The sequence below is a fragment of the Paenibacillus sp. Marseille-P2973 genome (assembly GCF_018101095.1).
In the GTDB taxonomy this organism is placed as follows: domain Bacteria; phylum Bacillota; class Bacilli; order Paenibacillales; family Paenibacillaceae; genus Fontibacillus; species Fontibacillus vini.
In genome coordinates this window covers 65,556-78,290 of the sequence record NZ_JAGQEH010000014.1, presented here as the reverse complement: position 1 = coordinate 78,290, position 12,735 = coordinate 65,556, and the positions used below count along the sequence as shown (strand labels likewise).

The following is a 12,735-nucleotide window of genomic DNA, read 5'->3' as shown; positions in this document are numbered from 1 at the left end:
TATACTTCAACACGCTTCGTCAGGAGGGATACCCTTAATGGACTACTCCAGCTTCCTGCGGTATTTAAATGATCACATCGACACCTCCGGAAAAAGCGGCCGCCATATCATCCGCTTTACGCATCCGGCGCTATTTGCCGAATTTGTAGCACAACTGCGAGGGCGGCGACGCCAAAACCCGGCTTTACGGCGGGTTCGCACCTCTTCCTTGCTTCAGGCGCTGTTCTGCCCCCTGTCCTTTCGAGACGCGGGAGCCTGGGGACGATTTGGCCTGCTCATCGAGGAGGACGTCAGGGTAGCTGTCCACTCCGCCGTGATGCCGAGCAAGGAGCCTTCCACAGGAACCCCTTGGGGGGTCCGGAAAATCGGAGCTCCGGACGCCTGGTCCGTCTCAACCGGCAATCAGGTCCGGATCGGAGTCATTGATACGGGCGTCGATTTCAATCACCCCGATCTCCGGAGTTCGCTCGCCAGAGGCGTCAATCTCTTGAACAAGATGAGTCTACCCTTCGATGATAACGGCCATGGCACGCACATCGCCGGGACCATCGCCGCCTCGGGCGGTTCCAAAAGCATGATGGGCGTAGCTCCCCGTTCCCTGATCTATCCCGTAAAGGCGTTTGATCACAACGGCTCCGCCTATGTATCGGATATTATCCTGGGCATTGACTGGTGCGTCCAGAACCGCATGAACATTATTAATATGAGCTTTGGCATGAAGAGCAAAAGCCAGTCCTTGCAGAACACCGTTCGCCGGGCCTACAATGCCGGAATTGTTGTCGTCGCCTCCTCGGGCAATGACAAAAAAAGCAAGAGCGCCGATTACCCGGCCAGATATGCCCATACCATTTCGGTCGGAGCTACCGGCAGGGACGGACGAATTGCGTCCTTCAGCAATCACGGCCCCCGCATCGATATTTACGCGCCGGGGGAGAAGATCAAATCTTGCTGGCTAGGCGGAGGCTACCGGGAAATGAACGGCACCTCCATGGCGACTTCACACGTCAGCGGCTCGATTGCCCTGCTCTTGGCCTACCGCCCGGGCTTGTCTCCGGGGGAGATCAAAAAGTGGCTGCGCCGTACGGCCCGCCCCGTATACGCTCCGACGTCCAAGATGAAACTCGGCGCAGGAGAGGTCAACGCCGCCCGCCTATTGCGCGGCAAACCGGTAGTAGCCAGCAAAAAACCGTCAGGGAAGTCCTAATTCCCTGACGGTTTTTTAATAAATTCGCGGTCCTGCATACGCGTGATGTTAATGACTACATCCGTTCCGGCGCAGACACGCCGATCAGCTTCAGCACGTTCGCGATGACTGTGCGAACGGCACCCAGCAGTACGAGACGCGCTGCGGTTTGCTCCGCGTCTTCCGTAATGACGCGTTCCGCTCTGTAATAGCTGTGGAGCATGGCGGAAATCTCATACACATAGCGCACGAGACGATGCGGAGCATAATTCTCGGCTGCAACGCCGATCTCTTCAGGCAGTTCGCCCATTTTCCGCAGCAAATCGTATTCGTGTTCCGCCGTCAATTTTTGCAGGTTCACACTCTCCGGCGAAGGAATCGCCACGCCTTGTTCTTCCGCCTGACGGAAAATGCTGCAAATCCGGGCGTGAGCATATTGCACGTAATACACCGGATTTTCATTGGATGTCGAAATCGCCAGATCCATATCGAAATCAAGATGCGAGTCCATGCTGCGCATCGTAAAGAAATAACGAATGGCGTCGACGCCGACTTCGTCCATCAAATCAACCATCGTTACCGCTTTACCGGTCCGTTTCGACATTTTCACCTTCTCGCCGTCCTGGAACAGGCTGACCATCTGGGCGATCAATACCGTCAATTTCTCCGGATCCTTACCGAGAGCCTGCATGGCCGCCTTCACGCGGGGAATATAACCATGATGGTCGGCGCCCCAGATGTTGATCATCCGGTCATAGCCGCGTTCGTATTTATTCCGGTGGTAGGCAATATCCGGCGTCAAATACGTATAGGTTCCATCGTTCTTAACGAGAACGCGGTCCTTGTCGTCTCCGTATTCGGTCGTCCGCAGCCAGGTCGCACCTTCCTGCTCATAAGTCTGGCCCTTATCGCCCAACTCCTTCAGCGAGGCCTCGACTTGGCCGTCCTCATACAGCGAAGTTTCGCTGAACCAGATGTCAAAACCGACGCGGAAACGGCCGAGATCGCGCTGGATCTTCGCCAATTCCTTCTCCAATCCGTATTTCCGCAGGAATGCCTCGCGCTCTTCCGGAGACTGCGACAGCAACGTGTCGCCTTTCTCTGCAACGAGCTCCTTGGCAAAGCCTTTAATATCCTCGCCGTGGTAGCCGTCCTCCGGCATCTCCGCATCCTGGCCCAGCTCTTGCAAGTAACGGGCCTCGATCGATTTGCTCAGATTGGCCACCTGATTGCCCGCATCATTAATATAGTACTCCCGGGTAACTTCATAACCGGCAAAATCAAGCACGTTGCAAAGCACATCACCGACAGCGGCGCCGCGGGCATGTCCCAAGTGCAGGCTGCCCGTCGGGTTGGCGCTGACGAATTCGACTTCAACCTTCTGCCCGTTACCAACACCAATGCGGCCGTAATTCTCTCCCTGCGCGTACACCTGCTCCACTACCGGGTAGAGATAGCTTTTGCCGAGCGTAAAGTTGATAAAGCCCGGTCCCGCGATTTCGGCTTTCTCGATGCCGGCTTTGGCGTTATCCAGATGACTGAGGATTTCCTCCGCAATCTGCCGCGGGTTTTTCTTCGCGATTCGGGACAACTGCATCGCCGCGTTCGTAGCGAAGTCGCCGTGTGCCTTGTCTTTAGGCACTTCCAGCACGATAGCCGGTATTTCTTCGCGCTGCGCCAGCCCGGCGCCGACAATCGCTTCAATGACGGCATCCTTCAGGGCCTGGTTGATTTGTTCCAATGGATTTTGACTCATGATTTAAACTTCCTCCCGTATATGTAAACTAATGGCGAAATGTCCCGACAATTCTTCATGCACAAATAAATCGTATTCCCAAGCAATATGGCCAAAGGCTCCGTTAAGCCGCGTCTCCAGCGTTCGCGTGTGCGTGGACAGGTTGAACTTCGTAAACGGAGAACGGTAAAATCCGGGCAGCTTGCGCCCGACCTGAAACGTCTGCTCCGACTCCACTTCGCCGTGACGCATGATTTTCAGCTCGCCACCGGAGATTTTGACCATCGTTCGCGTCGTTCCCCCGGTCGGTCCTTGCTCGGGTTCTTCATATTTAATGTAGGCCGTATCCCCCCGGACAAAAACCTCTCCCGTCACTTCCTGAAGAGTTTCTTCTCCGTTCTGGCGGCTAGTGATCACTATTTTGGCTCTGCTCTGATCCGGCATGTCCCAAATCCCCAATCTATATATTACATTGTTTCCTATTGTACTACTATATCCAGTTCAATGTTTCAATTCAATACGGGTAAGGTTTCGCTCCAGTGAGGAGAAAAAAGAAACCCGGTCAGAAACCGGGCTCTCTCCATGCGCTTTGCTTAATACATCCTATATATGAATGTTTCACGTTACTTGCCGTATAAATACGTGTTCAAAAAGTCGACTTTTTAGCACCGAGAAGGTTGGATGAAGGCGGGACTGAGGAGCGGAGCGTAGGCATAACCTACGTGAGCACCTCAAATGTTTCCGAAGGAAACATACTTCGAAAGCATCCTCTTGGCCCGCCTGAATTCAAGATTCGATGTCGGTTAAGGATCCTGAAATGCTTCGTGATCAAAAGGTGACTTTTTGAACAACCTCTATAAATCAAACTTGATATTCCAGCTAACCCCGCCGTCTTTGGTAAAATAGATCGCCGCATCATCCGGATTGGTGACGACGAGCCAGCCGCTCTTCTTGGCCGGGAAGTCAATTTTAGCGTCAAATCCGGCAATCGTTGCCGGGACGTTGCTCCAGGTTTTACCTCCATTCAATGAGCGTCCCAAGCCGACCTTCCCCCCGGCCGGAGAACCGCCAGCCAGGTAAGCGGCCCCGTCCGAGATGACCAGATTTCCGGGATGTCCGCCGGGATTGGCCGGTCCCCGCTCCGCTACGGCCTTCCCCGAGCCGGGTGCCGGTCCGCCGCCGGCGGTGCTTTGCGCGATGACGCGGGCCCAGTTCTTCCAGTTATCCGCGCTGGCATAAAGGGAATAGGAAACCTGCGACATGCCGGATTCCCCGCGCACAAGCGCCCATACCTGTTCTCCGCTGCTATAAATTTCACCGCCGATGCCTCCCGAGACGACTAGCGACTCACGCCAATGGCGTCCGCCATCCACGGTCTTCATCAGTTGGATTCCTCCGCCGGGCTTCACCGTCATGGCCCATCCCCGCTTAAGGCCTCCATCTGCAGGAAACAGCGCAGCCCGTGTATTAGCGGGTGTCGGAATCCGGGCCCAAGCGTTTCCGCCATTTTTGGTCACATAGACCGCGTTCCTTGTATACCCGACTACAGTCTCGGCATTATGAACATCAATTCGTTGCAAGGATTGCCCTGCAGTATAAACGTTAGCCCACTTCGAGCCCCCGTCTTTGGTACGGATCAAGTTGAAATTCTGTGATTTTCCCGCCCGGGCCAAAGCCCAGCCCTTCACATTGTCCGAAAAATCGATCTGCTCAAACTGCCACTGCCCCATATAAATCTCCTGCCAATGGCAGCCGCTGTCCGACGTCCCGATCAAAAAACCGTTCCCGGCTGCACGTCCTGTCGATGTACTCAAAAAATCAATGTCGCTGAATTTCAGTGGATCCTGATCGGCACCCGCTCTTTGCCGCTTCAGGTTTTGCAGTAATCCGTGATCACCCTGCCCGCACTTCCCTTCCTCGGCTGCAACGGCTTTTGTCGGCGATAAACCTGGGGTAGTCCCTATGCCCAGGATCAAGCCAACGCATAGCACCGGAAGAAGCCAAAACCGGACTTGTTGTTTGTTCATACTTCGACACCTCCGTTACCTTACTATTACCCGTTTCGGCGAAAAATGGGACAGCCCGTGTTCCGGAGAAAATGAAAAAGCACCGCCCCCCGCTAATTAGGCTTACGGGAGGTGGTGCCCAAGTTTATATTTCGAAATCGTTCCGAAGCTTCGATTACTTCACAAATCCAAGCAGCATTTCGCGGATCAGCTTCGCCGCCACGATTTGCGTTTGCTCGGTCGGATCATAGATCGGAGCGACCTCCACGAGGTCGCAGCCGACAACATTCACGTCGGAGCCCGCGATCAGATGCACGGCCTCAAGCAATTCCTTCGAGGTAATGCCGCCGGCTTCCGCCGTTCCTGTGCCGGGAGCGCAGGACGGGTCGAGCACGTCGATGTCGATCGTCACGTAGACCGGACGGTGTCCGAGCTTCGGCAGCGCGCTCTTCAGAGGAGCAGCCACATCGAACGGATAGAAGTTGATATTTTCGCGTCCGTATAGGAACTCTTCTTTGGAGCCCGAACGGATGCCGAATTGGTAGATGTTCTTGCCGCCCATCAATTCGGCCGCTTTACGTACCGGCGTCGAGTGGGACAGCGGCTCGCCCTCGTAATGTTCGCGCAAGTCGGCATGCGCGTCGATATGGATCAGAGCCAGATCCGGATACTTCTCATACATCGCCTGAATAACCGGCCAAGTAACAAGATGCTCGCCGCCGAGACCGATCGGGAATTTATCGTCGGCCAGCAAACCGCGGACATACTCGCCGATCACTTCCAGGCTGCGCCCGGCGTTGCCGAACGGCAGCAGGAGATCGCCTGCATCAAAATAAGTGGCATCCAGAATGCTCTTGTCCAGATAAGGGCTGTATTCTTCCAGTCCTACCGAGGCTTGACGAATACGGGCCGGACCGAACCGGGAACCCGGACGGTAGCTGACCGTGAAATCCATCGGCATCCCGTAGATTACCGCTTTGGAGGACGCATAGTCCTCGGAACTACAAATAAATACGTTGCCTGAATAAGCTTGATCCAGTTTCATTCTTTTTCTCTCCCTCTATTTCACAAGATCTTCCACGAATTTCGGCAGCACGAAGGCTGCTTTATGCAAACGTGGCGTATAGTATTTCGTATCGAGATCCGGGATTTTCGTCTCGTCGACCTCGAGCGGATCATACTTTTTGCTGCCCATGGTGAACGTCCACAAACCGCTAGGATAAGTAGGGATGTTGGCACCATATACGCGGACGATCGGGAAGATTTCTTTGACGTCCTTGTTGACCTTTTGAATCAGGTCGGCCTTGAACCAAGGATTGTCCGTTTGCGCAACGAAAATGCCGTCTTCCTTCAACGCTTCGTGGATGCCCTGGTAGAATCCGCGTTCAAACAGCGGAGCCGCCGGGCCCACCGGTTCGGTCGAGTCGACCATGATCACGTCGTATTTGTTCTTGCTTTCGATAATATGCATATATCCGTCGTTCACCTGAACTTCAACCCGGGGGTTGTCCAGTTCGCCGGCGATTTCCGGTAAGTATTTTTTCGAATATTCGATTACTTTTCCGTCAATTTCAACGAGAACGGCCTTTTCCACCTGGGGATGCTTGATCACTTCGCGGATCACCCCGCCATCGCCGCCGCCTACGACAAGCACGTGCTTAGGATTCGGATGGGTAAACAGCGCCGGATGGGCCACCATCTCATGATAAACAAACTCGTCCTTAACCGTCGTCATCACCATACCGTCGAGCACGAGCATCCGCCCGAATTCTTCGGTATCGATCATCGCCAGGTCTTGAAAATCCGTCTTCTCCGTCACTAATGTCTCACGAATCTTTGCTGTGATGCCGAAGACGGGTGTTTGCTTCTCCGTATACCACAATTCCATCGTACAACCCTTCTTTCCGCCAGAATAGTGTTTGAATCATCGTTCACCCATACCAAACAAAATTGATAATAACACAGTTGGTGTTCGCTGTGCGAGTGATTTGCCGCCAAATGTTCCCGCTAATTTACGCAATAAAAAACGGCTGGCTCCCTATTATCGGAAGCTTCACCGTTTCTATACCCAATTATGCATCCTCCACCACGCCCAAAGCGCGATTCTTCTCTTTAAATCGGCTGTTGTGGGAGGAAACGTAGGCTACCTTATCGGCATCCGGCTCCATGTACAGCTTGGCGCTGTTCACGGCTAAGGCTGCATCCGTAAAGGACCCGGCGATCAGCCGGACCTTGGTCTCATAGTCGACGAAATCGCCGGCCGCAAACACTCCCGGAATGTTGGTCGCCATTGTCCCCGAGACCTCCGCCGTCCACTCGCCCATGTTCAGCCCCCATTCCCGAATCGGGCCAAAGTCGCTGCGCATTCCGTGATTGACGATAACGGCATCCACATCGATCGTTTCCTCGAAGTTTCCGTCGACGTGAGAGATCGTGACTTGCCCGATCGTTTCGCCGTCCTGGCTGTGCAGTTTATCGACGAGGCAAGAAGTCAGCACATCCACGGAAGAAGCCCGCATCCGGGCTACGTTCCGTTCATGTCCGCCGAACTCCTCGCGGCGGTGAACGATCGTGACCCGGGCCGCGATGCTCTCCAGCTCGTTGGCCCAATCCACCGCTGAATCTCCTCCGCCGGAAATGAGCACCTTCTTCCCGCGGAATACCTCCAGTTCCTGCACCGTATAATGAAGATTCGTCACTTCATATCGGTCGGCTCCTTCAATTTCGAGCTTGGCCATTTTCCGGATCCCGTATCCGATCGCCATGATCACCGTGCGCGTCCAATGCCGCTGGCCCGATTCCGTAGTCAGGATAAACGTGCCGTCCTCCTGCTTCTGAAGCCGGCTCACCTGCTCGCCCAGCACGATCGTCGGATCGAAGGTTTTTGCTTGCTGTACCAATTGCTTGATCAGCGTCCCGCAAAGTGTCGGCGTTACGCCGCCTACGTCCCAGATCATTTTCTCGGGATAGATCAGCATGCGTCCGCCCAGCTCCGGGTTCGCATCGATCAGCTTCGTCTTGAGGTCCCGCATCCCGCTGTAAAAAGCGGAATACATTCCCGCGGGTCCTCCCCCAATGATAGTCACGTCATATAGATCCAAAGGTCTCGACATCTTATATTCCTCCAGTGCAAATTTGCTCCTAGTTACGTCCATCGCTGCTTCGCCTGTCATCATGAGACCAGCTCGGCCATGCCGAATTGGGCACGGTGCAGGCGGCTGTTGGCTCCTCCGGCTTCCATAAGCTCATAATGAGTCCCTTCCTCGGCGATTCCCTGCTCGGGGACCTACCCCTCCTAAAAAACGCCATATAGTAATTAATTAACATTCTAATTGATAATGATTATCATCGTCAACTAAATATCGCCCTATCGTCCTACTACCCTTCATGAATAACCTTAATAATCTGTCCCATACTAGAATTATCCAGCGTTAAGCATGCTGCGAGTTTTTACGACATATCCGGCATTTTCCTTTATTCATCCAAGCCGGGATTCAAACGAGGAGGACCCTTATGCATAAACTTGTCCGCAGCCAGCGCAAACCGCGGCGCAGCCGTCTTCTGAGGCTGTTGAAATATACGTTGTACACAAGCCTGTTTGGTGCGGCGCTTTTTGGTTTTACCCTGTTGTATTTATCGCAATCTGGTCTTCCTCCGGCGGATTCGGCTAAAAATTCGCAGCTTATTGATCTTAAAGGGCAGGCCGTTACTGTATTTTCCAGCAGCGAGCGCAACCGGCAGCCTGTGGGGTTAAATGAAATATCCCCTTGGCTGATCAAAGCGACTTTGGCGGTGGAGGACCGGAAATTTTACGATCACTTCGGCTTCGATATCAAAGGAATGTTAAGAGCGATGTTCGTCAATTTGAAGGAGATGGATAAGGTACAAGGGGCCAGCACCCTGAGTCAACAGTTGGCGCGGAATCTCTATCTTTCGCACGAACGCACGTGGTCGCGCAAGCTTAAAGAGGCCAAACTCACGACACAGTTGGAAATGAAATATAGCAAAGATGAAATTTTGAATATGTATCTTAATGAAATTTACTACGGACGGGGAGCGTACGGTATTGAGGCAGCCTCGCAAATGTATTTCGGCAAACCGGCAAAGGAGCTGGGCTTAGCTGAGAGTGCCATCCTGGCCGGCATTCCGAAAGGTCCCACCTATTATTCTCCCTACAACCATATGAAGAACGCCAAGGACCGTCAAAAAATCGTCCTGTCGGCCATGGTCCAGACGGGGTCGATTACTCAGAAGCAGGCCGATGAAGCTTATAATCGTTTGCTGTCCTTCAACTCTCCGCAACAGCGGACCCGTACCGACGCGGCTCCTTATTTCCGGGACTATATCCGGAATATTGTGGTGCATGATCTGGGTTTTGAAGAGAGTCTGCTGGAGCATGGCGGACTTCGCATCTACACGACGCTGGATATGGATGCCCAGCGGGCGGCGGAGGCGGCTGTTGCCTCGGAGCTACAAAACAGTCCGGATCTGGAGGCGGCTCTCGTCTCCATTGATCCAAGGAACGGGTATGTCAAAGCTCTTGTGGGCGGAGTGAATTACGGAACGAGCCAGTATAACCACGTATTCGCGACAACCCGGCAGCCTGGCTCCAGCTTCAAGCCGATCATGTATCTTACAGCCCTGGCTTCAAAAAAAATGACGCCCGTCAGCACATTCAACAGCCAGCCTACGCTGTTCCACTATGACGATAACCGCAAAACCTACAGTCCCAAAAACTATGGGGACAAATACCTTGGCGAAATCGATATGCGCAAGGCGATTGCGGCGTCGGACAATATTTATGCGGTAAACACGATTCTGACGGTGGGAGCAGACCAGGTCATCGAGCTGGGCAAAAAAATGGGAATCACGAGCCCCATGGAGGCCGTCCCTTCTTTGGCTCTGGGCACTTCTCCGGTCAGCCCTTTCGAAATGGCTACCGTTTTTTCCGTGATCAGCAATCAAGGGAAAAAGGTCACGCCCGTCGCCGTGCTAAAAATTACGGACGAAGAAGGGCATACGCTCTATAAAGCTCCGCAAGCGAAGGAGCAGGAGCAAGTGATCGAGCCGGCCGCCGCCTATGTGCTGACACAGCTCATGGAGAGCGTGTTCGAAATCGGCGGCACCGGCAACCGGGTATCGGCCGAGATCAAACGGCCGGTGGCCGGTAAGACCGGGACGACCAGCACGGATGCGTGGCTGGTCGGGTTTACGCCGGAGCTGTCGACGGCCGTTTGGGTCGGTTACGACAAGGGCAAGACGCTTGGCACGGCCGAGTCGCGTAAAGCGGCACCGATCTTCGCCAATTTTATGGAGAAAGCGCTGGAAAAGGTGCCGCCGAAAATTTTTCCGATGCCAAGCGGCGTGGTGAGCGTGTACATCGACTCCGCCACCGGCAAGCTGGCCACGGCCGATTGTCCGGACAAGAAGCTGGAGGTGTTCGTGCAGGGCACGGAACCGACCGAGTTCTGTACGGCACACGGCGAACAGCCGGCCGAGCCGCTGCCGGTAGAAGAGAAGCCGGAGAGCCATTCCTGGTGGAGCGATCTGAAGCGTTGGTGGATGGAGTGATAAAGTAAGGGGCTTATCATGAAACGGGGTTGACCGTGACCGTATGAATGACCGAGCACCGCACGCCGGGATCGCGTGCGGTGCAGTTTCTAACGAACTCAGCGAACCTTATTTGTCAAAATTACAGCGGTTTGAGATTCTAACGAACCCCAGTAGCCTTAATTCGCGGATTTAGCAGAATTCTTTTGCTAAATTCACCTAATAGCGCCGCTGGAGTTCGTTAGATCTATTTTGCGGCCATTTCTTCGTCAATAAGCGCTGTACGGTTCGTTAGTAGACGGAATTGCGCGGCGAGCTGTCAGGGCCTCTTTTGCCTTGCGTTCCCAAAAGCGGTTTATATATTATTAGGGTAAAACTGACGAGGGTTGAACGCCAATTCTGGAGTCTCTTTAGCCAATACTCCGGAACCGGAATGGCAAAAATCCGAGGAGGTCTAAGTTCATGCAATCCATTTCTAATAACTTCAGCGCGGGGGAACTGCTCCCGCTGTCCTTCTATGCCCGCTCGGCGTTGGAGACGGCTCCCCTGTTGTTGGGGCAAACGCTCGTCCATGAGACCGAGGAAGGTGAAATCCGCTGCCGGATCGTCGAGACGGAGAGCTATGGCGGCATCGAGGATAAGGGAAGCCATGCCTACGGCGGCCGGAGGACGGGCCGGACGGAGATCATGTTTGCCGAGGGCGGAGCCGCCTATATTTATTTGATTTACGGCATGTACCACTGCCTAAATGTGGTCACGGGGCCCCGGGACGATCCGCAGGCCGTCCTGATTCGGGCCGTGGAGCCGCTGACGCAGCAGGACGAGGCGCTCATGCGCCTCCACCGCGGCTCCCGCGCGCGCCGGCCAGCCGACTTGTCGGGGGGTCCCGGCAAACTGTGCCGGGCCCTCCTGATAGACAAGTCGCTGAACGGCGTGCTGCTGCACAGCAGCGCCAGCCCGCTGCGGCTGGAAGCGGGCGCTCCTCCCCCGGCGCCGGGCGACCAGCAGCCCGCCATCATCGCCGCGCCGCGCATCAACATCGCCTATGCGGCGGAGTACGCCGACATGCCATGGCGGTTTTATTACCGAGACAATCCTTATGTCTCGGTGATCGACAAAGAAAGGGGCATTCCCTATTAACCAGGGAATGCCCCTATTCTCCATAAGCCAGCCAATCAAGCCTTGGTCAGCTGCCGGATCTTGGCGGCGATGACCGTTACCGGCACGACATGGTCGACGCAGTTCAGGCTGATCGCCGCCCGCGGCATGCCGAATACAACACAACTGTCCTGAGCCTCCGCGATCGTGGACTCGGCCCCCTGCCGCTTGGCCTGCGCCATCGCCTTCGCACCGTCGCTGCCCATGCCGGTCATCAGCACATAGTGCTTTTTCAAGTCCGGCAAAGCGGAAACGGAATCAAACATGACATCGACCGAAGGACGGTGTCCGTTTTGAGGAGGTTCCTGATGCAAGGCGATCCGAACCCCATCCCTCTTTTTGGTCAAAGTCATATGGAATCCGCCGGGTGCAATATACGCAGTCCCTCCCTGTACGAGTTGGCCATCCTCCGCCTCCACGACACGTATCCGACACAAGTTGTTTAAGCGTTGCGCCAGTGACAAAGTGAACTTGGGCGGCATGTGCTGAACAACGAGCACAGGATACGGAAAATCAGCCGGCAATCCGGTCAGCACGGTCTCCAAAGCCTTCGGCCCTCCCGTCGAAGTACCGATCGCCACAATTTGGCGGAATTCCTTGGCCGCTTCGGGCACAGCACGCTTCGGCTCCCATACGGTCTGCGGAGCCCCGCCTCGACGAGCGGCGATCAGCACCGAAAGCGGGGTGCGGGCCGCCGCCTTGATTTTGCCGATGATCTCTTCCCTGGCTCCGGTCAGACCGGTGCCCACCGATCCCGACGGCTTCGCTATAAAGTCAACCGCACCGCTCTGCAGCGCGGTGATGGTTTCCTCCGCTCCCTCCTTCGTCAGGGAACTGAGCATGACCACCCGCGTAGGCAGCTCCTCCATGATTTTGCCCAACGCTTCGATTCCGTTCATTTCCGGCATTTCGATATCCATCGTCACTACGTCCGGCCGCAGCTCCTTGACCAGCTTGACACCTTCAACGCCGTTGCGGGCGGTACCGACGACCTGGATATTCTCATCCTCTTCCACCAGTCGAACGATCATTCTGCGCATAAACAGCGAATCGTCAACGACCAGTACTTTGATTTTCTCCATGACCGGTATCTTCCTTTTATA

Annotated in this window: 10 protein-coding genes; 3 read left to right on the top strand and 7 right to left on the bottom strand. The window is 54.8% G+C overall.

Annotated features, from left to right (window positions below; all coding sequences use genetic code 11):
• Nucleotides 1–37 precede the first annotated feature (37 nt).
• On the top strand, nucleotides 38–1,204 hold the full coding sequence (locus tag KB559_RS20885) for a S8 family peptidase (RefSeq protein ID WP_211024720.1): 1,167 nt from the start codon (nucleotides 38–40) through the stop codon (nucleotides 1,202–1,204).
• A 55-nt stretch (nucleotides 1,205–1,259) separates the two neighbouring features.
• Here the strand turns inward: KB559_RS20885 and argS are convergent, their stop codons facing one another.
• The 6 genes from argS to KB559_RS20855 form a co-directional block, all read right to left on the bottom strand.
• Nucleotides 1,260–2,939 (bottom strand): arginine--tRNA ligase, encoded by a 1,680-nt coding sequence (gene argS / locus KB559_RS20880; RefSeq protein WP_211024718.1) that lies wholly within the window; start codon nucleotides 2,937–2,939, stop codon nucleotides 1,260–1,262.
• Between the two features lie 3 nt (nucleotides 2,940–2,942).
• The gene (locus KB559_RS20875; RefSeq protein WP_211024716.1) at nucleotides 2,943–3,362 is read right to left on the bottom strand and encodes a YwiB family protein; all 420 of its coding nucleotides are present in this window, start codon (nucleotides 3,360–3,362) and stop codon (nucleotides 2,943–2,945) included.
• 410 nt (nucleotides 3,363–3,772) lie between these two features.
• The gene (locus KB559_RS20870) at nucleotides 3,773–4,945 is read right to left on the bottom strand and encodes a beta propeller repeat protein (RefSeq protein ID WP_211024713.1); all 1,173 of its coding nucleotides are present in this window, start codon (nucleotides 4,943–4,945) and stop codon (nucleotides 3,773–3,775) included.
• Nucleotides 4,946–5,099: 154 nt separating this feature from the next.
• Complete coding sequence (gene speB, locus KB559_RS20865) at nucleotides 5,100–5,969, bottom strand: agmatinase (protein WP_211024711.1); 870 nt, start codon at nucleotides 5,967–5,969, stop codon at nucleotides 5,100–5,102.
• Nucleotides 5,970–5,984: 15 nt separating this feature from the next.
• Nucleotides 5,985–6,812, bottom strand: a complete 828-nt coding sequence (gene speE, locus KB559_RS20860) for a polyamine aminopropyltransferase (RefSeq protein ID WP_211024709.1) — start codon at nucleotides 6,810–6,812, stop codon at nucleotides 5,985–5,987.
• Nucleotides 6,813–6,996: 184 nt separating this feature from the next.
• Nucleotides 6,997–8,037: an NAD(P)/FAD-dependent oxidoreductase gene (locus KB559_RS20855; protein ID WP_211024708.1), complete on the bottom strand. Its 1,041-nt coding sequence runs from the start codon at nucleotides 8,035–8,037 to the stop codon at nucleotides 6,997–6,999.
• A 400-nt stretch (nucleotides 8,038–8,437) separates the two neighbouring features.
• On the opposite strand from KB559_RS20855, the gene KB559_RS20850 reads away from it, so the two are divergent.
• Together KB559_RS20850 and KB559_RS20845 are read left to right on the top strand one after the other, a co-directional pair.
• Entirely contained in the window at nucleotides 8,438–10,495 is a 2,058-nt protein-coding gene (locus KB559_RS20850) for a transglycosylase domain-containing protein (protein WP_211024706.1), read from the top strand.
• A 441-nt stretch (nucleotides 10,496–10,936) separates the two neighbouring features.
• Nucleotides 10,937–11,614, top strand: a complete 678-nt coding sequence (locus KB559_RS20845) for a DNA-3-methyladenine glycosylase (RefSeq protein WP_211024704.1) — start codon at nucleotides 10,937–10,939, stop codon at nucleotides 11,612–11,614.
• A 35-nt stretch (nucleotides 11,615–11,649) separates the two neighbouring features.
• Here the strand turns inward: KB559_RS20845 and KB559_RS20840 are convergent, their stop codons facing one another.
• A complete protein-coding gene (locus KB559_RS20840) occupies nucleotides 11,650–12,714 on the bottom strand; it encodes a protein-glutamate methylesterase/protein-glutamine glutaminase (RefSeq protein WP_211024702.1) in 1,065 nt (354 codons plus the stop codon).
• Nucleotides 12,715–12,735 lie beyond the last annotated feature (21 nt).